The sequence below is a fragment of the Myroides sp. NP-2 genome (assembly GCF_014145665.1).
In the GTDB taxonomy this organism is placed as follows: domain Bacteria; phylum Bacteroidota; class Bacteroidia; order Flavobacteriales; family Flavobacteriaceae; genus Flavobacterium.
Genome location: NZ_JACHTD010000003.1, coordinates 129027 through 154599, shown reverse-complemented (window position 1 = coordinate 154599; position 25573 = coordinate 129027). Strand labels below are relative to the sequence as shown.

Annotated in this window: 13 protein-coding genes; 10 read left to right on the top strand and 3 right to left on the bottom strand. The window is 38.0% G+C overall.

Going from position 1 to position 25573, the window contains the following annotated elements:
* Positions 1 to 2: 2 nt before the first annotated feature.
* The 6 genes from lpdA (at position 3) to H4K35_RS04450 (ending at position 9234) form a co-directional block, all read left to right on the top strand.
* Complete coding sequence (gene lpdA, locus H4K35_RS04475) at positions 3 to 1406, top strand: dihydrolipoyl dehydrogenase (RefSeq protein WP_182626188.1); 1404 nt, start codon at positions 3 to 5, stop codon at positions 1404 to 1406.
* 119 nt (positions 1407 to 1525) lie between these two features.
* Positions 1526 to 2125 (top strand): hypothetical protein, encoded by a 600-nt coding sequence (locus tag H4K35_RS04470; protein ID WP_182626187.1) that lies wholly within the window; start codon positions 1526 to 1528, stop codon positions 2123 to 2125.
* Between the two features lie 108 nt (positions 2126 to 2233).
* Positions 2234 to 2563 (top strand): hypothetical protein, encoded by a 330-nt coding sequence (locus H4K35_RS04465; RefSeq protein ID WP_182626186.1) that lies wholly within the window; start codon positions 2234 to 2236, stop codon positions 2561 to 2563.
* A gap of 244 nt (positions 2564 to 2807) precedes the next feature.
* Positions 2808 to 5687, top strand: a complete 2880-nt coding sequence (locus H4K35_RS04460; RefSeq protein WP_182626185.1) for a S9 family peptidase — start codon at positions 2808 to 2810, stop codon at positions 5685 to 5687.
* Positions 5688 to 5966: 279 nt separating this feature from the next.
* Positions 5967 to 6971: a hypothetical protein gene (locus H4K35_RS04455; RefSeq protein WP_182626184.1), complete on the top strand. Its 1005-nt coding sequence runs from the start codon at positions 5967 to 5969 to the stop codon at positions 6969 to 6971.
* Positions 6931 to 9234 (top strand): lipopolysaccharide assembly protein LapB, encoded by a 2304-nt coding sequence (locus tag H4K35_RS04450; RefSeq protein ID WP_182626183.1) that lies wholly within the window; start codon positions 6931 to 6933, stop codon positions 9232 to 9234. The genes H4K35_RS04455 and H4K35_RS04450 overlap by 41 nt, the downstream gene beginning before the upstream one ends.
* Before the next feature lie 74 nt (positions 9235 to 9308).
* Here the strand turns inward: H4K35_RS04450 and H4K35_RS04445 are convergent, their stop codons facing one another.
* The gene (locus H4K35_RS04445; protein WP_182626182.1) at positions 9309 to 9539 is read right to left on the bottom strand and encodes a hypothetical protein; all 231 of its coding nucleotides are present in this window, start codon (positions 9537 to 9539) and stop codon (positions 9309 to 9311) included.
* A gap of 554 nt (positions 9540 to 10093) precedes the next feature.
* Here H4K35_RS04445 and H4K35_RS04440 point away from each other — a divergent pair.
* From H4K35_RS04440 to H4K35_RS04430, 3 genes are all read left to right on the top strand, one after another.
* On the top strand, positions 10094 to 15166 hold the full coding sequence (locus tag H4K35_RS04440; protein WP_182626181.1) for a translocation/assembly module TamB domain-containing protein: 5073 nt from the start codon (positions 10094 to 10096) through the stop codon (positions 15164 to 15166).
* A complete protein-coding gene (locus H4K35_RS04435) occupies positions 15144 to 17459 on the top strand; it encodes a BamA/TamA family outer membrane protein (RefSeq protein WP_182626180.1) in 2316 nt (771 codons plus the stop codon). The genes H4K35_RS04440 and H4K35_RS04435 overlap by 23 nt, the downstream gene beginning before the upstream one ends.
* 509 nt (positions 17460 to 17968) lie before the next feature.
* Positions 17969 to 19354, top strand: coding sequence for a sigma-54 dependent transcriptional regulator (locus H4K35_RS04430; RefSeq protein WP_182626179.1), 1386 nt, complete (start codon positions 17969 to 17971; stop codon positions 19352 to 19354).
* A 90-nt stretch (positions 19355 to 19444) separates the two neighbouring features.
* Here the strand turns inward: H4K35_RS04430 and H4K35_RS04425 are convergent, their stop codons facing one another.
* Both H4K35_RS04425 and H4K35_RS04420 read right to left on the bottom strand, forming a co-directional pair.
* Complete coding sequence (locus H4K35_RS04425; protein WP_182626178.1) at positions 19445 to 22279, bottom strand: FAD-binding and (Fe-S)-binding domain-containing protein; 2835 nt, start codon at positions 22277 to 22279, stop codon at positions 19445 to 19447.
* Between the two features lie 121 nt (positions 22280 to 22400).
* The gene (locus H4K35_RS04420) at positions 22401 to 24086 is read right to left on the bottom strand and encodes an acyl-CoA synthetase (RefSeq protein ID WP_182626177.1); all 1686 of its coding nucleotides are present in this window, start codon (positions 24084 to 24086) and stop codon (positions 22401 to 22403) included.
* 466 nt (positions 24087 to 24552) lie between these two features.
* On the opposite strand from H4K35_RS04420, the gene lpxD reads away from it, so the two are divergent.
* A complete protein-coding gene (gene lpxD / locus H4K35_RS04415; protein WP_182626176.1) occupies positions 24553 to 25557 on the top strand; it encodes a UDP-3-O-(3-hydroxymyristoyl)glucosamine N-acyltransferase in 1005 nt (334 codons plus the stop codon).
* The last annotated feature ends 16 nt before the right edge of the window (positions 25558 to 25573 follow it).

Genomic DNA, 25573 nt, shown 5'->3' with positions numbered 1-25573 from the left:
ATATGAATTCATTTGACGTAGTTGTAATTGGTTCAGGGCCTGGTGGATATGTAGCTGCAATCCGTTGCGCCCAATTAGGTTTTAAAACTGCAATCGTAGAAAAATATGCAACATTGGGAGGAACTTGCTTAAACGTAGGTTGTATTCCATCGAAAGCATTATTGGCATCGTCTCACATGGTGGAGGAGGTGAAACACTTTGCAGAGCACGGTATTGAAATCCCTGGTGATGTAAAAGTGGATTTAGCTAAGATGATTGAACGCAAGCAAGCAGTTGTAGATCAAACTTGTTCAGGGGTAAAATTCTTAATGGATAAGAATAAAATTACCGTATTTGAAGGCGTGGGATCATTTGAAAATGCAACTACAATTAATGTAACAAAAAATGATGGTTCTGTTGAGCAGTTTGAAGCAAAACACACCATTATTGCTACGGGATCTAAACCGTCAACTTTGCCATTTATCCAATTGGATAAAGAACGTATCATTACCTCAACTGAAGCATTAAAACTTCCTGAAGTACCTAAACACTTAATCATCATTGGTGGTGGTGTAATTGGATTGGAATTAGGTCAAGTTTACATGAGATTAGGAGCACAAGTTTCTGTTGTTGAGTTCGCTGATCGTATCCTTCCTACAATGGATGGAGCTGTTTCAAAAGAATTGACGAAAGTACTAAAGAAACAAGGAATGAAATTCTATACGTCTCACAAAGTACAAGGTGTTGTACGCGAAGGAGATGTAGTAAAAGTTTCTGCCGAAGATAAAAAAGGTGAAATCGTTACATTAGAAGGAGATTACACTTTAGTAGCTGTAGGTCGTCGTCCATATACAGACGGGTTACAAGCGGATAAAGCAGGTGTGAAGGTGACAGAAAGAGGACAAATCGAAGTAAATGATCACTTACAAACAACAGCTTCTAATATTTATGCTATTGGTGACGTAGTTCGCGGTGCGATGTTGGCACACAAAGCAGAAGAAGAAGGTGTTCTAGTAGCTGAATATTTAGCTGGACAAAGACCGCATATCAACTATAACTTGATTCCAGGTGTTGTATATACTTGGCCAGAAGTTGCTGCTGTCGGAAAAACAGAAGAACAATTGAAAGCAGAGGGAGTAGCGTACAAAGTAGGTAGCTTCCCATTCAGAGCTTTAGGACGTTCTCGTGCTAGCGGGGACTTAGACGGGTTAGTGAAAATCATCGCAGACCAAAATACAGATGAAGTATTGGGAATCCACATGGTGGGAGCTCGTGCTGCAGACTTAATTGCAGAAGCGGTTACAGCAATGGAATTTAGAGCGTCTGCAGAAGATATCTCAAGAATGTCTCACGCACACCCTACGTTTGCTGAAGCAATCAAAGAAGCTGCTTTGGCCGCTACAGAGAATCGCGCATTACACGTATAAGTATTTTTAATAGATATATGTTAAAAAAGGAGTCTAAATGAATATTTAGACTCCTTTTTAGTTGTTGTGCTATAAAAAACAATATATTTGTTTTCCTAATTTATATAAATATAAACAAAATGAAAAAAGTATTGGCTCTGTTATCTGGCGCAATTGTTCTAGTTGCTTGTTCTAGCGATGATAGCTCTTCTAGTTCTGTAGATCCTATTTTTTCTCAACCATATACCGAATTGGCAAGTTTGGATGAATTAGTAGGAGGAAAGTATGCCTATGTTGGAAATAAGATTGGCGATAGAAAGGTAGGGCTAGTTCATGAAACAAATGAGTGTAAGACTAAAGATTATTTAGTGGCACACCGTACAGGAGCAGTTTTAGATTCCCTATCATACAATAATTATGGTAGAAATGTAAGCGGCAATAGCGAAACTTGTATGAGTATTTTCGAGTTTCCAAGAATCGTTAGAAATATGGAATTAAAATCCTCAGGTCAACTAAAAGCAGATGTAACAGATGATTATATCGAAGTTACAACAAGAGACATAGTAGATAAAGATGGAAATATTGAAGTTGAGATAATTAAAACAAGAAAAAGAAAAACACATTATCCAGGTACTTTAGAAATCGGTTTCCAAGCAGGTTACCTGCGTATTGAGGATCATTTGTCAAATTACAAAAGATTAAATGGTGAGAAGGTCTACCTTTACTTTAAAAAGATGTAAGATCAACTAAAATTATATAAAGCTTCTATTTTTACTAGAAGCTTTTTTTATTTCAAGGAATTTCGTCAATTGTTTTATAACTTTGTGTTTTAACTAAGAATAAAGATTATGGATATAAAGACATTGATTCATCACAACCTGGATGAATTATTGTATTTAGCAGATAAAAAAGGAGTCTTAAATACAGATTTGGTGGTGAAAATTGGTGCTTTTGTTGGTGCAGCTGTACTAAGAGGACGATATGCAGATAAAAAAAAAGTAACCGAAGCCGAAATTAACGGTGTTTTTGGTATCGTTGGCGATTTCTGTAAGCTGAGCTTTGGACGCAGTTATACCAAAGTACACTTTAAGAAAATGACTGCCCTAGCCTTAGCCTTGATACAAGAACCTACATTCGATACCGATGTAGAAACTTTCATTAGAGAATTACAGGAATAAATCTAAAAAAAGAATAGCCATTATAGAGGATAACCACAAAGGGGTTATCCTTTTTTTATGGCAAATTTTTCTGTCAGTGTTGCGCTATAGCTGTAAAAACGTTAAATTATTGCACATCGTTCAAATCGAAACAACTGCCTTCAAACGATGGTGTTAATAGGTTTGTTATATAATTCATAAAGAAATATCTTGTAACTTTTCTCAAAATATTAATTAACTCCAAGTCATCTACAAAATGATCCGAATGAATCGATTCTTTTCCATTGCTTTTATGCTTCTTGCAACTGCTTTTGGATATGGACAAAAGAAACCCCTTGACCACAGCGTATATGATGGTTGGGAAAGTATTACGCAGAAGCAATTATCCAATGATGGAACGGCTATTTTTTATCAAATCGCCCCACAAGAAGGAGATAAGAAGCTTGTTATTGACCAGCTTAAAACAAAAGTAAACACACAATTTTATCGAGGTGAACATGCGGTGTTTACCGCAGATTCTAAGTATATGATTTTTGCGATTAAACCTTTTTATCAGGATATAAAAGCAGTAAAAAACAAAAAAAAGAAAGAAGATGAACTCGCTAAAGATTCCCTAGGAATTTTCAATCTCAATACACAATCCTTAGTTAAACTCCCTGGTGTAAAATCGTTCAAAGTGCCTGAAAAAGCTGGAACAACATTGGCGTATCTACTAGAAAAGGAAAAAGATACAACACAGACCAAAAAAGCGAAATCAACCAAAAAAGACGACAAAAATCAACCGCTTCTACTTGTTGTTCGCAACTTAGAAACAGCAGTTGAAGAGCACATCGCCAATGTATCGGCTTACTATTTCGATGACATGGGACATTATTTGGTCTATGTAACAGCGAATCCTACACCGAAGAAAAAAGAAGACGATCAAAAAGAGGACGAAAAACAAGGCGAAGTGAGTGCTGAAGTACAAACAGTAGAAAGTCCAACAACAACGGAAAAGGAAAACTACGGTGTTTATGCGTTGCACATTAAAACAGGTAAAACAACGCAATTATTTCAAGGCGAAGGAAAGTTTTCTCAGTTTAGTTTTGATACAGCAGGTAAACAAATGGTCTTTACTTATACAGAAGATGATGAAAAAGCCTTAGTTAAGTCCTATACAATCTACCATAGCACCCTGCCCAATCAGGCAAAGGTATTACTTTCAAGTCAAGGAAATGGAATGCCAAAAGAGTGGGGTATTGTCGAAAATCACAGCCCTCAATTTAGTAAAAATGGAAAGAGATTGTACTTTGGAATTGCACCGAATCCCGTACCTAAAGATACAACACTAATAGCCGATGATCACGCTATTGTAGATATCTGGCACTATAAAGAAGATTATTTACAACCCCAACAATTGGTTAACCTAGAAAAAGACCTCAAGCGATCGTATCTCGCTACTGTTGATCTAACTAAAACAACGCAAATTGTACCCCTAGCGGATGAAACGTCCAATCGTACCACTTGGGTAGATGAAGGAAATGCCTCTTTTGTTTTTCAGACCTCTGATTTCGGAAGACGTGTGGAAAGACAATGGAATATCGCTGGGTATACCTCATATTATACCGTAGACGTACAAACAGGTAAACGCAAAGAAATTTGTAAAGACCTTTCAGGAACTGCGTCTGTTTCACCCAAAGGGACAGCAGTTGTGTACTACAATAGTCAAGAGGCTAATTGGTATCACTATGAGGTGAAAACGGGTAAAACGAAACAATTAAATGCAGGCTTATCCGTGTCTTTTGCCGAAGAAGAATTCGATATGCCTGATTTGCCTGATGCATATGGAATCAAAGGCTGGAGCGATAACGATGAATCCGTTTTTATTGGGGATCGCTATGATATCTGGGAGTTTTACCTCAAAGGAAATAAAGCAGCGCGAATGATTACTAATGGCTATGGACGCAAAAACAAGATTAAATTTGATTTGATCCAGCTGGACAAAGAGAAGAAATCTTTCGATAAAAAATCCTATACCTTAGCTACCGCTTTTAATGAAGTGACAAAAGAGGGAGGGTATTTTGAAATTAATTTAGCAAAACAGCAAGATCCTGCGCAAATATTGCTTGAAAATTACAGTGGTTTTGCTTCTTTAAGTAAAGCAAAAGACGCGAATGTTTACGCTTTAATAAAAGGAAATTTCACCCAGTCAAATGATTTATATGTTGGGGAAAAGTTAGATCAAACGACTCGCCTTAGCCAGTTGAATCCGCAGCAACAAAACTACAATTGGGGAACAAATGAATTGGTGCATTGGACTACGCCAAATGGCTATGAGGCTACGGGTGTTTTGTTTAAACCTGAAGATTTCGATCCCACAAAGAAATATCCTATGATTGTGTATTTTTACGAAAAATTATCGGACAATCTTCATCGATATGAAGCACCTGCACCGACACCTTCACGTTTGAATATTCCGTATTTCGTCAGTAATGGCTATATAGTCTTTACACCTGATATTAGCTATACTGATGGATTTCCAGGAAAAGCGGCAGAGGAGTTTATTAATTCGGGCGTTGATTTCTTAAAAGAAAATTACTGGGTAAATGGAGATAAAATTGGAATTCAGGGCCAAAGCTGGGGCGGCTATCAAGTGACACATTTGGTTACGGTAACGGATAGGTATGCGGCAGCCTGGGCGGGTGCACCAGTTGCTAATATGACTTCAGCCTACGGTGGAATCCGTTGGGCAACAGGAATGAGCCGTCAATTCCAGTACGAAAAAACACAAAGCAGAATTGGAAAAACACTGTGGGAAGGCTATGACCTATACATTGAAAACTCTCCTTTATTTCAAGTGCCTGCAATAACTACTCCTTTAGTAATCATGCACAATGACAATGATGGAGCTGTGCCATGGTATCAAGGAATCGAAATGTTTATGGCTATGCGTAGATTAGAAAAACCCGTATGGATGCTAAACTACAATGGAGATGAACACAATTTGATGAAACGTCAAAATAGAAAAGACATTCAGATTCGTCAACAACAATTCTTCGACTACTATCTAAAAGATGCGCAAGCACCTGTTTGGATGGTAAGAGGAGTGCCTGCTGTCCTAAAAGGGAAAGACTGGGGATTTGATTTGACGAATGAACGAATTTAGTAAGTAAAGAAAGATATAGAAAGAGAGAATCACAAACGATTCTCTCTTTTTTTGTGATCTTTTGCTGTACAGAGGCGATAAAAGACAAGATGCTATCCCTAATAAATTGGAAGATTCATCGTGAGAAATAGGTGGGGGAATGACATTCACTGTGGGAGTCAACCGCGTCTATAAGCTTGAAATTAAATCAAGATAAATTTGTTGAAAATACAGGCTAAGCTGTACATTTGCATGGCAAAGATCATCCTATTTTAAGGGAATGAGATGCTTTTAAATGCTATGAAAAAAATACTAGTTGGGATGCTACTTATGCTTGTAGTATCTTGTGTGAATTCTTCACCTAAATCAGATTCTAAACTTTCCTTTTACTATTGGAAAACTAGTTTTGCTTTGGATCAAATCGAACGGGAAACCCTCCAAAATTTAGCCGTGACTAAACTGTATATACGCTATTTTGACGTGGGATTAAAAAATGGAACAGCCGTTCCCATTACACCGATTGTATTTAAAGAATCCGTGCCACAACTAGAAGTGGTTCCCGTTATATACCTCAAGAATGAGGTAGTGCTCTACGACAAATTAGACGTTAAAAAATTGGCGAGTCAACTCGTGGATTTTGTGCAGCAAATTAATGAACACAACAATATCGACAGTCAAGAAATCCAGCTTGATTGCGATTGGTCTTTGACTAGTAAAGATCGTTTTTTTGCCCTAATAGAGCAATTGCGCAAAGAAACAGAAATGAAAATTTCCGCAACAATACGTCTGCATCAAGTAAAATATGCAGCCAAAACAGGTGTGCCTCCTGTTGATCGAGGCGTGTTGATGTATTACAATATGGGGCGCATTGCCAGTGATTCTCTTAATTCCATTTACGATCGCAATATCGCACAAAAATACAATAGCGGATTAAAGGATTATCCATTGTCATTAGCTTATGCTTTGCCCATTTATTCTTGGGTTGTTCACAGTAGAAACGATCAAGTTGTTCGATTAGTGAGTCGCTTGCGCGTGGCTGATTTAAAAGAACAGTCAGCACTAGAACAACTAACAGACCATGAGTTTGTAGTTAAACAAGAAGCGAGTATGTTTGGTTTTGTCTTTCAAAAAGGAGATCGCCTAAAAGTGGAGAACACTACTGCTAGTCAGCTCAAAGAAATGACTACCGACTTATATCGAGCCAGTGGAAAGTGCCCCACTGAAATAATACTATACGATTTGAATTCAAAAAACATCAAATACTATGATCAAGAAATCTTTAAAGAAATGGTGCGTTGTAGGTAGTATGTCGTTGATCTTAGGATCAGGCGTATACACCTATGGCTGTGCAGATGGCTGGTGGAGCTATTCGAGCATTTCTAATTTTACCCCAGAGGCTTTTGCCGATGAATCTTACAAGCCCTTGTTTTTTGCTCCTTATGATCGCTTTTACAATGGCGGTTATATGGATAATGCCACGATGTTTGACGAGGATATTGTCCAAGAGTGGGCCACCTATTTACAGGGCAAAATAGACCAAGACCAAATTAAGGACTTTGTCTTGTCAACCAGTTCACACGCCACTGAGATTGATCAATTGTATGCCAATTTGAATAAGAAGCAATCGAAAGGTTGGGACTTAAAAGATGATAAAGTAAAGAATTTCGTTACTTTTCTATATCACGCTAAAGCCATTGATGCGCATTCAAATGACAGCTATAGCTATTGGGATTACGAATCCTATGTTGCGAATCTGATGCATGAAGGTCAAGCGGATAAAGTGGAAAAAGTATATAAAAACCTCAAGAGCAAAGATGCGTTCTACACCAATAGGATGTGGTTTCAGGTGATGAAAGCGAAGTTTTATTCGACTAATCGCGCGAGTGTTATCACTTTTTTTGAGCAAACAGCAGCCAAGCAGCCTAAGAATACACTGTATTACAGGGGGTTGAGTTATGTAGCGGGAGCCTATTACCAAGACGGGGATTACGAGCGTTCTAATGCGTTGTATGCAGAAGTTTTCAACGGAAGTCCCGCCTTGCGACAAGTGGCTTTATACAACTACAAACCAATGGAAACAACGCGTGTAAAAGCGTTGGCTCAAACAATACCTACAAAAGAGGTACAAGCAGCTTTATGGGCTATGCAAGGATATTATAGCCATGCGATAGAAGCCTTAAAAGAGGTGGTTGCTGTAGACAGTAAAAGTCCGCATGCCAATTTCTTACTCACGCGTTGGGTCAATGAACAAGAAGCAGCTATCTTGGCTTATCGAGAAGAAACTTTTCAATCGAGCAAAGATTACTTCAAGAGTCTAAAGAACAAAATTGATCAACCAGGCTTGGAATGGGTGAAGCAAACAACAAAAGAAGGTCATGTTGACAATCTTGCGCTATGGCAAATGGCTAGTGGATATTTAGCTATTTTTCAAGGGCAGTATCAAGAGGCAGATCTCGCTTTTGCTCAAGCGAAAAAAGACGCAAAAGGCAATGAATTAATCAACAATCAACTTCGCCTATTTGGTCTAATTAATCAAGTGTCACAGATTAAAAAAATAGACGCCCAAGCAGAACAAGTAATCTTGGCTGATATGCAGTGGATCTACAATGACATCATACCTAATGCTACATGGGAAGATCCGTTTCGCTATGATTATGCCCTTCATTGGATCCGTCAATACTTGGCTACCATCTACCAAGAACAAGGCAATAGCGTTATGAGTGAGATTGTATTTTCTAACTTAGACTTCTACAGTAAAGTAGACAATACAGTGAAAATGGAAAAATTCTTGTTGAGCAAAAATAAAACCAGTTTGGAGCAATTGATGGTCGACAAATACGAGTATAATTTAAGTGATATATACGAGAGAAGGGCCATTAATTTGTTCTACCAAGACATAATAGACGAGGCGATTGTCGAAATGAAAAAGGCAGAACCTGTACGCACTGTTTCAAAGTACAGCGGAGATACCTATGAAAAATCGTATAAGAACACAGTATTGTTAGGAAATCCATTCAACGGCAAGATTCAAGATTGCAACGATTGTGATCACGCGGCAAAACAGTCCATTCAATACACAAAATTAGATTTCTTAGTCAAAGTGAAAGAAATGCAAGATAAAATTGCCAACGGAGACGATCGATTTAACAATGCGCTATTAGTAGGAAATGCTTTTTACAATGCCACGTATTACGGAAACGCACGTGTATTTTATTACAATGCCTTAGTCAATGAATATGGCAACTCAATTTCACCTGCGGAACGCAAGTATTTATTGAATATGAGTCAGGCCAAAAAATACTACGGCATAGCGAAAAAAGCTGCTACAACAAAGGAACAAAAAGCAAAAATTGCTTATTTAGAAGCCAAGATAGAACGCAATGAGTTTTATGCGAATCAGTACCACAATAGAGACTACTATTGGGGGGCAGGATGGGATGACCCCATGTTTAAAAAATGGAAGGGATTCCAAGAATTGGCGACCCAATACAGCGATACAAAATACTACCAAGAGGTTATTAAGGAATGTGGATATTTTAGAACCTATTTAGCAAAAAATAAAATGTAATTTAAGCAGAAAATCCAGCTCTATTGAGCTGGATTTTTTTTGTTTTCAGTATCAATTAATAATTTGCAATTAGCTTAATTACAAACGATATTCATCGTTGTAAGTTTAAAATTTCTCAGAAATGCCTCTGGTGCATTTTCTAATTTTTCTAATTGATGCTTTGATAAAATGAAGTTACTAATAACCCAATTTTTTGTATCATACAGCATAATTAAGAGCTCCTCTTGCAATTGTTGAGCGGGAAGTTGAGTCATGTTTTGTTGTTTCTGCTCAATTCCTTCTTGATTGAAAAATAATTTCTTCATTTCGGCTACTTTTTAAGAACGACAATCAATTTTGTAAGGGGCTTTGATAGAATTAAAATTGTAAGTGTTGTTTTGTTACTGTAAAATTACTAAAAATAATTTTATTTTTAACTTAATTTCGTTAAAATTTAAAGTTAGTTTCTTTTTATTTAAAAAGGAATGGATATTTTTTGAAAAATATTATTCTTTTAATCCTTGACCAGTACTGGGAATCCTAGTTGTTTTTCTACTAAAAAAACAATTGATACCTACTGTTATTTTTAACTTTTTTTTAATTTTTATAGGAGGTGGCATGCTTCTTTGTCAACGAGAAATAGAGAATATGCAGATCACGGTCAGTTCAAAAAAAAAAGTTACTTTTTTGAATGTACTGTTTCCGTTAATTGCTAAAGAAGCAAAAAATAAGTATGCTGTAATAGTAGTGAGTACGCTAGCTAAACTTTTATTTTTTTCTCTGTTATTGTGGGTCAAAACAAGAATATTTGTGAAAAATTAGTTATTTACACCTCTAAATACGGTATGTTTTTGCTATTTTTGATTAAAAATAAAAGACCTTGAAGAAACTCCTTATTAGAATAAGTAAAATAGTGGGTTGGATTGTATTTTCAATCCTTGTTTTACTAATACTTTTAATTGTATTGGTGCAGCTACCCTCGATTCAAAATGCCATCAAAGACAAGGCTATTACCTTCGTTGAACAGAAGATAGGGACTCCTGTAAAATTGGATAAAATTGCCATTTCGTTTCCTAAGAAAATCGTCTTAAAAGGACTCTATCTTGAATCCCAAGAAAAAGATACCTTAGCCTATGTAAACCACTTAGGTGTCGACATAGGATTATTCGGATTGCTACAAAATAAAATTAATGTTAGTTCAGTTGATTTAAATGGACTAAGAGCAACGGTGAAACGCGATAGTTTACAGCGTTTTAATTTTGATTATATTATTGATGCTTTTGCCTCGGAAGAAGAAAAAGAGGAAACACCTTCCTCTATGACTGTTTCAGTAGGGCAGATCAACTTAAATTCCATTGCTCTTACTTTTGATGACGCCTACGATGGTCATCACCTCGATTTTAAACTCAATCAATTTGTTACTCGTTTTAAGGATTTTGATCTAGAGCAGATGCGCTTTGCGCTTCCAAAGATCGCGTCTGATGGTATCACTTTGGTGTATCACAAGGCATCGCCAGCTGGTGAACACCCAGAGGTAATAGAAGAAGATACCGCAGCATCACCCGAAGGGAATGAACAACCCATTGATTTGAATGTTGGTGTAATAGAACTGACTCAAACGTATATTGACTATCAAAGTGCCGAAGATTATATACAAGCTATTTTAGACTTGGGCGAATTCAAATTGTCCTTGAATAAATTAGATCTCGCCAAGCAACAACTCGATATTGAGGAGGTGTTGTTGAATAAAACTAAAGCTGAGGTTGCCTTCTTATCCCGTCCACAAGCAACAACTCCACCCGCTGCTGTGAGCCCGGATAGTTTGGCTACACCCGAAAATGAGACCTTGGGGTGGAATCTTGCTGTGCGCAATTTTGATATCAACGACTTTAATGCGAAATACGACGATAATAATCACAAAAAACGCCAAGAAGGATTAGATGTCAATCACGTGGCTATTGAAGACTTGCAGTTTAGTTTGAAAGACTTCCAATACACAGATGCGGGTTTAAATGGAAATCTACAACAGCTTGCCTTTAAAGAACAAAGTGGATTTACCCTATCGAATAGCAAGGCGTATTTTCAATATGGTCAGCAGGCGTCCTTTGTGAAAAACCTGAGTATTGAAACCCCAAATACCCAATTCCAATCAACAGCTGTATTCAATTACAAAAGTTTGGAACAATTGACAACACAACTAGGACAACTCTCTGTAGATGTGGTAATTTCTAACTCTCACTTGGGATTGAAAGACGCCTATCTCTTGATGCCTGATGTTTTTAAAGCTCATGGATTGACAAAACTAAGCCAAGAGAAAATTGAGATTGACCTCATCGCAAAAGGATTGATGAGCGATCTCTCTCTCGAGAAAATGTATGTCAATTTGTTGGGGTCGACCTTTATCAACGCAGAGGGCAAGGTTCGAAATTTACCTGATGTTGAGCAAGCCTATCTCGACGTCAATATCAAAGATTTTCAAACTACAGCCAAAGATATTTACACCCTAGCACCCGCTAGTGTAATTCCTAAAGACATTGAAATTCCTGCATTAATTCGCTTTACAGGTATAGCCAAAGGAACTCAACGCGACCTCGTTAGTACGTTTGAATTAAAAACAAGTTCAGGATCTATTCTTTTTGATGGAGGATTTAATCAACGCATAAAAAACAAAGAAAAATACTGGGGTAATCTGACAATTGACCGATTGAATGTCGGGCGAATTATTAAAAATGATTCCATTGGAAGCATAAGCTTACAGGCCAAAGTAGATGGAATGGGATTGGAACCTGCACATGCAAAAGCCAATGCCTCGATTAAACTTGTAAAAGCGGCCTATAACGGCTATGAGTATAAAGACATGCTGCTGCAAGCACATTTGGCAGATGGACACTATGAAGTACACAGTCAAAATGACGATCCCAATTTGAATTTTAATCTGAATGCCACAGGAACTTGGACAGATAAAGCACTTAGTCTATCATTGTTAGCGGATTTAAAGCAAATCGACTTACATCAATTGCGCCTAAATGATGAAGCTTCTGTCCTAAGTGGAAAGGTAGAAGTGGATATGCCGAATATATTGCCAGATAGTCTTGTCGGAACAGCCTCAATACGCGATTTGAGTTTCAACGCATTAAGTCGATCTTTTGTGCTGCAACCCATTACATTCAATGCAGAAGCAACGCCTGCTTACCGCAAGATGAGTCTGCAATCACAAATCTTAGACTTTGACATGGAGGGGGATTATCTCCTGACAAAATTAGGTGATGCGATGACCCAAACCATTCAAAAGTATTACAACTTACGTGCTAATGATGAAGCTAAGAAAGTAGATTCGAATGCAAATGAACTCGAAACAACCGAAAAACAGAACCATTTTACGTATCAGTTGCGCATCAAAAATGACCCTATTTTTCAAAAAATAGCGCCAGAGTTAAAGGAAATTCAACCCATTGTATTTGGTGGAACCTACAGACAAAAAGACGATTACCTCACCTTAAAAGGGGAAATTCCTTCTATTCAATATGGCGATATGACTATTGATTCGATCACGTTGGATGTTAAACCAAATAGCGCATCGGCTTTGTCATATGAATTAGCGATCCAAAGTATTTCGAATGCCTCCTTTCAAATTCGACGCATGGTGTTGGATGGATTTGCTAAAGACAATAAAATTGACCTCAATTTTAAATTACTCGATCGCCAAGAACAAACGAGCTATTTAGTGGGAGCAGAGATTTTAGCTGGGACGCAACAACAACGCGTTAAACTAAAAGAAGGTGGTTTTATCTTAGATTACAAACCGTGGACTGTTCACCCGAATAATAGTATTGTGCTCAGCGATAAAGGCTTCTTTGCCACAGATTTTGAAATGAGTTACAAAAGCAGTCTGATTCGCTTGGCTTCGGAAGAAGAAAAGATCAATAGCCCACTGGCTGTGAAATTTGAAAATTTTAGCATTGAAACCCTGACTAAAATGATTCAAAAAGAAAAACTATTGGCGGCTGGTACTATTAATGGAGAGATTCACTTAAAAGATTTAACCACGGATTTTCGCTTTGTTTCCAATATTGACATTGCCGATTTAACAGTCTACGAAATAGGCTTGGGAAATCTGCATATAGGAGTGGCTAATGAATCACATAGCAAGTATGGGGCGAATATCGTTTTAGAAGGACAAGAAAATAAAATTCGCTTGTTTGGAACTACTGATGTAGATCAACAAACATTAGATTTAAAACTAGCAGTAGATAAATTCCAATTGAAAGCAGTAGAACATTTCAGCATGGGGAACCTCAGTAATGCTCAAGGCTACCTTTCAGGAGAAATAACCCTAGGGGGTAAGTATGAACAACCTGCTATTTTAGGAGCGATCGACTTTAATCAAATTGGTTTTCACGTCAATCCTATCAATGCTGATTTTAAAGATATCAATGAAAAAATTGCCTTTACCCCAAAAGGAATTGAACTAAATACCTTTAGTATCACCGATTCAGAGGGGAATTTACTAGTCATTGACGGACAAATCTTAACGCAAACGTATACAGATTTTAAATTCAACCTCGATGTAAAAGCGGTCGATTTTAAAGCAGTTAGTTCTACATCTAAGGATAATGATATGTATTATGGTACGTTGATTTTTGATTCTGATCTCAAAATAAGAGGAGATCTCAATACGCCTAAGGTATCAGGTCAAGTAACAATAGGAGAGAAAACAGATTTTACCTTGGTCATGCCTCAAGAGGATCCTTCAATTGCCGATCGAGAGGGAATTGTAGAATTTATTGATGAAGCGAGTTTGAGACAAGCAGAATTGCTTAAATACCAAGCTGATTTTGATCAATCTGCCTTAAAAGGCATGGATGTATCGGTATCTATTGTTGTGGATAAAGAAGCTACATTCACGATGATTATGGATAAGAGCAGTGGCGATAAAGTTGTAATAAAAGGAGAAGGTGATATTGTGGGAGGTATTGATCCTTCCGGAAAAGTGACCCTAACCGGACGTTATGAGTTTTCTGAGGGATCCTATGACTTGTCTTTTAATTTTATTAAACGCAAATTCTTAGTTGAAAAAGGAAGTTCGATTACATTCGCTGGGGATCCAACTGATGCAATCCTCAATTTAACGGCTATCTATGAAACCAAAACAGCCCCAATTGACTTGCTTCAAAATCAGCTATCAGCAATGACGCCGACAGAACAAAATAAGTATAAACAACAATTGCCATTCCAGGCCTTGTTGATGATGAAAGGCGAGTTGCTCAAACCGGAAATATCGTTTGATATTCGTTTGAAAGACGGAATAACAAGTGCTTCAGGAGATGTAATTTCCCTAACTAAATCCAAGTTAGAGCAAATTAAAGCCAACGAGTCTGAATTAAACAAACAGGTATTTGCCTTACTTTTACTGAATCACTTCATTGGTGATAACCCATTTGAGAGTAGTATGGGTGGGTTAAGCGCGGGAACAATGGCTCGTCAAAGTGTAAACCGACTCTTGTCTGACCAGTTGAACAACCTGGCTACGAACTTGATTCAAGGAGTAGAACTAAACTTTAACCTCGAGTCAACGGAAGATTTCTCCTCTGGAAGCAGAGAAAATCGAACTGACTTGAATATTGCCGTTTCCAAACGCTTGTTCTCCGATCGCCTAAAAGTAACCGTGGGCAGTAGCTTTGAGGTAGAAGGTAATCAAAGGCAAAATGAACAAGCCACAAATATTGCAGGTGATATAGAATTGGAATATGCTTTGTCAAAAGACGGACGCTATTTATTGCGCGTTTACCGCAAAAATCAATACGAAGTTGCCTTACAAGGTCAAGTTGTGGAAACGGGCGTAGGATTTATTATTACCATGAGTTATGAGCATTTTAAAGAGCTATTTGAACGCTCGAAAGACAAAAGACAATTGAAAAAACAACTGAGGAATGAAGCTAAAAAAGAAGACTAACGTACTACTATTTACTTTAACGGGAATTGCTGGTTTCTTTATAAGTTCTTGTAGTTCGACCAAGTATATCGAAGATGGTGAAGCTCTGTATACCAAAGGAGTTGTTGATATTGATGGAGAAGAAGTAGATAAAGCAAAGAAAAAAGAGTTGGAAGAATCCCTTCAGTCCCTTTTGCGTCCAGAACCCAATGCTTCTTTTTTGGGGTTTAGACCCAAATTGTTTTTTTACAATTTAGGGGGCGATCCAACTAAAACAAATAAAGTAAGACGTTGGTTGCGCAACTCTATGGGGCAACCGCCTGTACTTTTTAGTCAGGTAGATATGGAACACAATCAAGCCATTTTGGTTAACCGAATGGAAAATGATGGGTATTTTAATGTTCAAGTGGCCTATGATACCCTTCAAGTAGGAGAAAAGAAAAAAGGAGCGAAATATAGCGTGCATCCAGGAGTGCAGTTTACCATAAATGACGTAACCTTTTTAAATGATTCTACGCCTTTACAACAAACCATTTACGAAGCTGGAAACCGTTGGACTCGGCTGAAAAAAGACCGCCCCTATAATCTCGATCAGATCAAAGAAGAACGCGTTCGCTTTGATAATTATGTGAAAAACAAAGGCTATTTTTATTTTAGCCCCGATAACCTCTTGGTTCAGGTGGATAGTACGGTAGGAAACCACAAAGTCAATCTATTTGTCAAAGTAAAAGACGATACGCCCGTATTGGCTACAAAAGCCTATACAATCAATAAAGTGTATATTTTTCCCGATTATTCCCTAGCAGAAACAGACATCAAACGCGATATACAAAACGCGAAATCGCATAATGGTTTCGAAATTATCGATCCCAAAAATAAATTTAAACCGAGTATTTACGATCGCACAGTTTACTTGGAAGAAGGTGAACTATACAATCGAAATGACCACAACTTATCGCTCAACAGACTCGTGAACTTAGGTGTTTTTAAATATGTAAAAAACCAGTTTGAATTAGTGGATTCAGTTTCAAATAAATTGGATGTATACTATTTTCTAACCCCAGATAATCCAAAGTCTATTCGATTAGAAATGTTGGGGAAAACAAATTCATCTAGTTATAACGGAGCTGAATTAAAAGTCAATTGGAGTCACAAAAACTTCTTCAAGGGAGCCGAGCTATTTTCTGTATCGGCATATGGAGGAGCTGATTTTCAAATGTCGTCCAAAAATAAAGGATACAATGTATACAAAACGGGGATGGAAGCGAGTTTAACATGGCCACGCCTAATCGCACCTTGGAATTTCCATTCTTCAAGTGGTTATATTCCACGAACACGAGCAACGCTAGGGGGAGAATACCTAGAGCGAAGCAAGCTGTATTCACTGACCTCATTTAAAGGATCTTGGGGATACCTGTGGAAAGAAAACGTCAGAAAGGAACATCAGTTTAATGTATTGGAAGTTAATTATGTAACACCCCAAAATATTACCGATTTGTACCGAGAAACAGCAGCAGGAAATCCTTCATTGGAACGCGTATTAGACAAGCAATTGATTTTTGGTCCTACCTATACCTATACGTATACAAATACGATGAATCAGTTTAAAAAGAATACGTTTTACTACCGCGGGGGACTTGATTTTTCCGGAAATATTACGGGATTAATCATGGGGGCTGATGTCGATAAAGACAAAGAAAAATCAATTTTAGGTGTGCCCTTTAGTCAGTACTTCAAAACAGAACACGATTTTAGACATTATTTAAAGTTGAGTAAAACCGCCCAATTTGTCAGCCGCATTCACGCAGGGATAGGATATGCGTATGGCAATTCAAAAAACCTTCCGTATACCAAGCAATTTTTTGTTGGAGGATCCAACAGTATCCGTGCGTTTAGGGCAAGAACATTAGGACCGGGTAGCTTTAATCCCAATTCATTTGACGCTAAGTTTATTCCCGATCAATCCGGTGACTTGTTATTTGAATTTAATTTCGAGTACCGCAAAAAATTAGTGAGTATTATTCATGGGGCTTTATTCCTAGATGGCGGAAATATCTGGAACTTAAATGAGGTATCCGATCGACCAGGAGGAAAAATTTCTGGCGATTTTTACAAAGAAATTGCCTTAGGTGCCGGAGCAGGACTCCGATTTGATATTACGTTTTTGGTTGTGCGTTTTGATTTTGCCTTTCCATTGCGCGTCCCTTATAACGAACCGGGCGAACGCTGGGTAGTGAAAGATATTAATTTTGGTAGCGGCAAATGGAGAAAAGACAACTTGATGTTTAACTTGGCAATTGGGTATCCATTCTAGTATTTGGGGAATATGTACCCAATTTGTGTTGTGGAATACTATTTCCCCAAAGTAGTGCAAAAAAGAAAAAAAAGACCTAAGTCATTGATAGGTAATGTTTTGTTTGAATATTGACTAAAAAAAAGTTTTTGGCACGCTTTTTTCTATATACTATAGCGTAAGGTGTTATACAAAAAAACAAATGAGTTGATTCGTCAACTATAATTGCTAGAAAAAGAAAATTAAGTGTTTGTTTTAAAAAAATTTTATTACCTAATGAGGTAATAGGTTAGATCGTTAGTAAGGTGAAGAAGAGAAATCTTCAGGTAAATAGGGAGCTCAGGCTCCCTTTTACTTTTTTAGGCGGTCGATGCTTGAGGGCAACTACAGTAGGTTGTAAGAAACAATCCCTAATCCTTAGTTTTCCTTCTTATTCCTTTATAGTAGGTTAAAGTTTTACGACTTGTTAGTTTCTACAAAATAATTATATTAAATTTGTCTTTAGCCCTTTAAAAAAAGACGGATAAAATATGAGTCATAAAGTTCTTGTTATAGACGATGATGTTCCATTTTGCGAGATGTTGAAAGCCTTTTTGACTAAAAAAGGTTTTGTTGTTATGAACGCTTTCAATTCCCAAGATGCCAAAAAAGCAATTGATGATACATGTTATGATATTGTATTAACGGATGTTAGACTTCCTGATAGCGACGGAATTGAATTGTTGAAATATATCAAAGCCAAATGTTTTACTTCTCAAGTGATTTTGATGACGGGGTATACCGAAATTAAAACGGCTGTAAACGCGATGAAATTAGGTGCTTTTGACTATGTGGCTAAGCCAATCAATCCAGATGAAATTGTTTTAACAATAAAACAAGCTTTGGATAAGAAAAGTAAAGCAGAAGACAAAGGGCGCAAAGAAACAGGACCTACAGCTGTAGGTATAGAACAAAGGGAAGAAGATACGGAAGAATATGTAAAAGGAGAAAGCAAAGTTTCGCTTCAGCTCCAAGAATATATCGAATTGGTGGCCCCTACAAATATGTCTGTATTAATTATCGGAGATAGTGGTACGGGAAAAGAAAATATAGCCCATTCCATTCACTTGTTGAGTAAACGAAGAAATAAACCCTATATCGCCGTTGATTGTGGGGCTATTCCCAAGGATTTAGCTTCTAGTGAGTTCTTTGGCCATATAAAAGGGTCATTTACCGGTGCTGTTACAGATAAAATTGGACATTTTGAAGCGGCAAATGGCGGAACAATCTTTTTAGATGAGGTAGGGAATTTATCTTATGAAGTGCAAATACAATTGTTGCGTGCGCTACAAGAAAGAAAAGTAAAACCCGTGGGCAGTAGCAATGAAATTGACGTGGATATCCGCGTGATCGCTGCTACCAATGAGGATTTGCCTAAAGCAGTTCGAGAAGGAGAATTCCGTGAGGATTTATATCACCGATTAAATGAATTTGGTATTGTTGCACCAAGATTGACCGATCGCGGTAGTGACGTTCTCTCTTTCGCCAAACATTTTTTAAAATACTCAAACCAAGAGTTAGAGAAAAAAGTTAAAGGATTTTCAAGTGAGGTTGAACGCATTTTCTTAACCTATGATTGGCCAGGAAATTTGCGTGAAATGAAAAATATTATCAAGCGTTCTGTACTTTTAACTAAAGGCGATTACATCGAAAAGGAAGTTTTGCCAGACGAAATGTTTGCTCCGAAAGTCGCCACTGTAGACAGCTCAAATGAAGAAGAACGCGATTTGAAATTGTTTTCGTCTAAAAACGAAGAACAAGCGATCCGTACAGCGTTGGAAAAAGTGAAATTCAACAAGACAAAAGCAGCCCAATTGCTTGGAATCGATCGAAAAACACTCTACAATAAAATGAAGCTATACAATATAGAATTGTAAAAGAAATAAGCTTATAATTTAAAAAGGCATCTAAGGGAACTTAGATGCCTTTTTTGTAAACATTTTTATTGAGTTAAGTAAAACTTATCGTTATCTAGTAACCTCTTCTATTAAATAAAAAATTGATTTAAATGAGTGATTGCTACTAGCAGTCAGCCCTATTTCACAAGTGCGACTCGTTGAAAAACCATCGGAGCAATTGAGCGAATTGGAAGAGAGTTGCTGTTGGAGGTTTCTCGTTCCATGCTGATTTAATTCAGGAAAAGTAAAACCGCGATCTCCGGCAAAACCACAACAATTACTATCAATTGCATATACCTTTTTTGCACAACGCTTCGCAATATCTAGTAATTTTCCTTCTAAACCTAATTTTTTAACAGAACAAACCGGGAAAATGGTTGCTTCTTCCCTAGGTTTGGTAATGGGTAGCAGAGGGAAAACCACATCCAATACAAATTCAATCGGGTCATAGCACGTAAAATCTGATGTGGTATGATGACTTTGGAAGGTGTAAAAACAAGGACTCATATCAAATAGAATAGGGTATTTTCCTTGTTCAGAAGCGGTGAGTAAGGCTGTTTCAAGGGCGGTGGACTTCTGTAGTCCTTCTTCTTGAAAACCTTTACTGCTAAACGGCATGCCACAGCATAAGTTTTGTACATCTGTAGGGTAAATAACCTCATAACCTGCGCGCTCAAGCAATACGACAATTAGATCTTTGAGGTCCAATTCACTTTTGTCGTAGTCTTTTGATTTTCCCATAGTTCGGTTAATACAAGAGGGGAAATAAACCACTTTTGGTTTAGCTGTTGTAGTAGGTGTTGGTTGTTTAAGAGCTGTTGCCGTACCCGTTGGCATGGCAGTGTTCCACTGTGGAAGGCGATTGTTGCTTATTTTTCGCATTTTTGTGGCTATGCGCAACATCGAACGATTACCGAGCATATTTTGAAATAGACGCACAAATTTTAGACTATAGCGGCCCATTTGAGTCACACGGTCTAAATGTTCTACAAAGTACAGCGCATCTTGGTGATTTTTAGCTGTTAATTTCTCTTCGCGAATGGCTTTTACATAAACACCTGTATCAATTTTTACCGGACATGAAATAGCGCATAAGCCATCGGTAGCACAAGTGTCATCCAGGTAATATTGGGCTTCTTTTTTCAATTGAGCTAGAAGCAAGGGATTCTCATTCGTTTGTTCCAAACGTTTGATTTCGCGTCCTATTACAATGCGTTGACGAGGGGATAAGGTCAATCCTTCCGATACGCAATGTGATTCACAAAACCCGCATTCAATACACTTATCTACGATGGGATGGGTAGCAGGTGTTGCTTTTAGGTTTTCTAAGTGGATGTGTGGATTGCTATTGATGATTACGCCAGGGTTAATAATGTAATGGGGATCAAAGATTTGTTTGATGCGCAACATCAAGGCATAAGCTTGTTCGCCCCATTCGCGTTCAACAAAAGGAGCCATATTGCGTCCCGTTCCGTGTTCGGCTTTTAGCGAACCATCAAACTGATGAACGACTAATTCCACTAATTCATCCATTAAATCAGCATAGCGCTGAATGGAAGCCGCTTGGCTGAAGTCCTGCGAAAAAACTAAGTGCAAATTACCTTCTAAGGCATGACCAAATAGTACGGCATCGTCGTAGTGGTACTTGGCAAATAGTTGTTGTAAAGCTAGACTAGCTTCTGCTAGGCGATCCAATGGAAATGCAACATCTTCAATAATGCATGTTGTTCCAGTTTCCCTTAGCGCTCCTGTTGTTGGAAGTAAGCCATTGCGTGCTTTCCAATTAAATGCGTAAGCTTTGGGATCTGAAGTAAAGCGGAAATCACCCAAAGTCGGAATAGGCGAAACGGCTTCTTGTACTTGTTGTTGTTTGTGTGCCAATTCTTCTTGTGTTGTCGCTTGAACTTCAACGAGTAATAAACAAGCTGAATCAGGTAACGTTTTGAAGTAAGCAGGCGCTTGTGGTTCTTGTTCAATCGATCGAATGCTATTTCGATCGAGGAGTTCCACAGCTGCAACAGGGCTTTTTTTAAGGTAAGGGACTGCTTGACAAGCCGTTCCAATACTGTCAAATGCCATTAATGTACACGATTTATTCGGGTAGTTTACAACAGTGTTGTAGGTAATTGTCGAGATAAAGGCAAGTGTGCCTTCTGAACCAATCATCAAGTGTTTGATGATATCAAACGGATCGCGATAATCGAGGAAGGCATTTAAGCTGTATCCCGTGGTATTTTTGATTTTATACTTGCGTTGAATGCGCTCGTACAACGTTTTGTTTTCTTGTATTTCGCTGTGTATAGTGGTGAGTTCTCTCAGAATTTCTGGATGTTTTTCCGCAAATTCTTCTCTACTTTGTGGGTCTGCTGTATCTAAGACGACCCCATCGTAAAAAACCAGTCGAATATCGGCAAGGGTATTGTATGAATTTTGTGCTGTTCCGCAGCACATACCACTGGCATTATTCGCAGCAATACCACCAATCATGGCGGCATTAATGGAGCCTGGATCAGGTCCTATTTTACGGCCATAAGGCGCTAGTAGTATATTTGCCCTCCCACCGATAATACCAGGCTGAAATGTAGCTTGTAAGCCATCAGCACTAATGCTGTAGTTCTTCCAATGGTGGGTAGCAACTACTAAGATAGAATCGGTAATTGCTTGTCCTGATAAGCTAGTTCCTCCTGCGCGAAAGGTAAGGGGAAGTTGCTGTTGATGTGCCAAAGTAATGGTGCGTATCGCCTCCGCTTCATTGTGAACTTCTACAACAAGCTGTGGCGTAAGGCGATAGAAACTCGCATCCGTACCATAGGCAATCGTTTGTATCGGATTGGTCATGATTTGCAGCGGATTGATATAGGCCGCCAATTCACGTGCAAAAGTAGCATAGCGTTCGGATAGCATAACAGTGTTTTTTATATGTAGAAAGGTACAATAAAATTGAAAAATATATTTTTGACCTTTCTAGTTTATATCAAGTTTAAATAGGGGTAGAGGCGTTTTGTAATCGCCACCTGCCCCTCCATTAATAAACAAATTCCATCGGAACTTCTTCTTTTTTTGCAAGGCGTTCTGCTTGTAAGGCGCGAAGTTCTACGCGTTTTATTTTACCACTAATAGTCTTAGGTAGTTCTGTTACAAATTCGATTTTTCGCGGCATTTTATAGGGGGCTAAGTGTTGGCGCGAAAACTGAAAAAGCGCCTGGGCTAAGGTAGCGTTGGCCTGTTGAAAATCTTGGATTACAACAAATGCTTTGACTTCAAATCCCTTCACAGGATGAGGGCTAGCCACTACAGCCGATTCAATTACAGCGGGGTGCTCCAGTAAAACACTCTCTACTTCAAAAGGACCAATGCGGTAATCAGAGGCTTTAATCACATCGTCATCACGTCCAATGAACCAAATATAACCTTCCTCATCTTTATAAGCTTTGTCGCCCGTAAAGTAAACGTCATTTTTAAAAACTTGGTTTTGGCGTTCTTTGTCGAACATGTATTCTTTGAAGATTCCATTGATTTTTCCCGTGTTGGTTCTCACGCAAATATTGCCTTCTTCATTATTCGCCAGTTCATATCCCTCATCGTCTGCGATAACTATATCGTATAAAAAAGTTGGTTTTCCCATAGAGCCGTATTTGAGTTTAGCATTGGGATAGTTAGCCACCATACACGTGCTTTCAGTTTGTCCGAAGCCATCGCGAATATACAAGCCAGTAGCAGCAAACCACTCTTCGATAATTTCGGGATTTAGCGGTTCTCCTGCGGCTACACATTGGCGCAAGCTAAAGTTGTACTGAGTTAAATCTTCTTGAATAAAAAAGCGTAAAACTGTAGGAGGTGCGCAGAGCGTTGTAATATTGTGTTTTTCCATGAGCGCTAAAGTTGTCGGCGCATGGAAGCGCGCTTTGGTGTGATAGGCAAATATAGCTGCACCCACACTCCACGGAGCAAATAAGCTACTCCAAGCAAATTTCGCCCATCCAGGTTGAGAAATATTGTAGTGAATATCGTCTTTTTTTAAGCCGATCCAAGCAGCAGTTGTCAGATTGCCAATAGGATAGCTCAATTGAGTGTGACACACAATTTTAGGCATACCCGTTGTGCCAGAAGTGAAAAATAAAAAGAGGTTGTCATCGGGTTTAGTGTTAGCAGCTTCCGCTTCGGTTTCTTGCTCATCTAAAACAGATAAAGGATACCATCCCTCGCGCGCTCCATCAATGATGATTTTGATAGAAATGCTGTGGTTCGCTGCTTTTTCAGCTGCATCAATCTTGGCTGCGTTATCGGCATTAGCTAAGATTACTTTGGGTGCAATCTTTTCAAATCGATATTTTAAGTCATTGATGCCTAAAATACTAGCGGCAGGAGAAAGGCGATAGCCTCCTTTGATTGTCGCTAAGTGGGTGACCCAATTAATGCGCTCTAACATCATTTGCGTCATGATGACATCTTGTTGTTCAATGCCCTTTTTACGCAAAAAATTCAAGAGTTGGTTGTATCGATGGTAGAGCGTTTTGAACGTATAATGCGCTGTTTTTTCACCATCTGTCCATAGTAATGCCGTTTTATCTGGCGTTTCTTTGACGTGGATTCCCTCGAATATTTCCGTTACCCAATTGAAGTGGGTCGGCTCTTCTACCTTTAAATCGTGTAGAGCACTGAAATTTTCTTCAGCAATGTGCTCGCCGATTATTCTAAATAATTCTTTCATGTAATTTCTAATTTTTTGTGGTAGTAAAATATACATAAAAGGATCAAGATTGCATAATATATTGAAAGAGAATACCGTGAAGCAATAGTCATAAGTAGGTTTAAAGAGCCATGTTGAAGTAAAAAAAAGAAAAAATAGGTCCTTTATTTTTTAGTATTTAATGTAATTGAGGAATCTTGATACTAAAAAAGCAACAAAAGATCGCCTTTTGAGTGTTTATTTCTCAGTTATGTATTTTAGTATGTAATGAAGTAATAATCTATTATATTCTGTTAAAATGATAGATTATTTGTATGTGATTTAGGTAAAGGCATTGTGAACTAATAAAAATAAAAATGTGTTTTTGAATATTATTAGGTTAATTAATTGTTATGCTTTATTTTTTCGAAAAATAAAAAGGTATTCTTGCAATATAATTAATTTTTATTCGTTTTCTTTGATATAAACCAAGAAACCCAAATTCAGTATGAGAACGTACTCCCTTAATGAAATAAACGAAGTCCTAAATGGTGTTGTAATAGGCACAACTGTAAAGAAGATACACGCAGCTGAGCAGTTGGAGAAAGCCGAAGATGGTCAAATATCTTTTATAGGTAATAAGAAGTATGAACGCTTATGGGCAAATTCCAAAGCGAGCATTGCGATTGTGAATCGAGATATATCGATAGTACCAGGTGAAGATAGAGCGTTTATTAAGGTAGACAATGTCGATATAGCGATGTCTCAGTTACTGTCGTTTTTTGCACCTAAATTACCAGAGGTAAAAGAGGGAATTCATCCCAAAGCAACGATTGAAGTGACGGCTCAAATAGGGGAAGGCACACAAATAGGGGCTGGATGTTACGTAGGAGATCGCGTAGTTTTAGGTAAGAATGTAATTTTATACCCTAATGTTACAGTCATGGATAACAGTGTGATCGGCGATGATACAATCGTATGGTCAGGGGCTGTGATTCGCGAGCGCACGAAAATCGGACATCACTGTATTATTCATCCCAATGCGGTGATTGGTGCGGATGGATTTGGTTTCTGCCCTTCGGAAAAAGGATTAGTGAAAATTCCACAAATAGGTCATGTAGAAATTGGAAACTACGTTGAAATTGGCGCAAACTCTTGTGTTGACCGTGGGAAATTCAGCGCAACTAGCATTGGAGATGGATGTAAAATAGACAATTTGGTTCAAATTGGACATAATTCTGTTTTAGGTAAATGCTGTATCATGGCAGGCAACAGTGGATTAGCAGGTTCAGTAACGTTAGGAAATTTCGTTGTAATAGGGGGAAGTGCTTCTATTAAAGATCACGTAACCCTTGGCGATGGTGTAGTAGTAGGTGCTGGTTCAGGTGTGACAGGAGACGTTGAGGCAGGGAAAACTGTACTGGGATATCCAGCTTTAGAAGCGAAGACCACATTGAAACAATGGGCCTTCTTAAAGCAATTAGTAAAGAATTACAATACAAAAGGGTCATAATAAACAAGGCGAACCT

Bases quoted from the DNA above. Each gene is read 5' to 3' on its own strand.
- H4K35_RS04420 (WP_182626177.1), bottom strand. From the start codon at position 24,086: ATGAAAGAATTATTTAGAATAATCGGCGAGCACATTGCTGAAGAAAAT.
- H4K35_RS04455 (WP_182626184.1), top strand. From the start codon at position 5,967: ATGAAAAAAATACTAGTTGGGATGCTACTTATGCTTGTAGTATCTTGT.
- H4K35_RS04470 (WP_182626187.1), top strand. From the start codon at position 1,526: ATGAAAAAAGTATTGGCTCTGTTATCTGGCGCAATTGTTCTAGTTGCT.
- H4K35_RS04430 (WP_182626179.1), top strand. From the start codon at position 17,969: ATGAGTCATAAAGTTCTTGTTATAGACGATGATGTTCCATTTTGCGAG.
- H4K35_RS04435 (WP_182626180.1), top strand. From the start codon at position 15,144: ATGAAGCTAAAAAAGAAGACTAACGTACTACTATTTACTTTAACGGGA.
- H4K35_RS04445 (WP_182626182.1), bottom strand. From the start codon at position 9,539: ATGAAGAAATTATTTTTCAATCAAGAAGGAATTGAGCAGAAACAACAA.
- H4K35_RS04425 (WP_182626178.1), bottom strand. From the start codon at position 22,279: ATGCTATCCGAACGCTATGCTACTTTTGCACGTGAATTGGCGGCCTAT.
- H4K35_RS04465 (WP_182626186.1), top strand. From the start codon at position 2,234: ATGGATATAAAGACATTGATTCATCACAACCTGGATGAATTATTGTAT.
- lpdA (WP_182626188.1), top strand. From the start codon at position 3: ATGAATTCATTTGACGTAGTTGTAATTGGTTCAGGGCCTGGTGGATAT.
- H4K35_RS04460 (WP_182626185.1), top strand. From the start codon at position 2,808: ATGAATCGATTCTTTTCCATTGCTTTTATGCTTCTTGCAACTGCTTTT.
- lpxD (WP_182626176.1), top strand. From the start codon at position 24,553: ATGAGAACGTACTCCCTTAATGAAATAAACGAAGTCCTAAATGGTGTT.
- H4K35_RS04450 (WP_182626183.1), top strand. From the start codon at position 6,931: ATGATCAAGAAATCTTTAAAGAAATGGTGCGTTGTAGGTAGTATGTCG.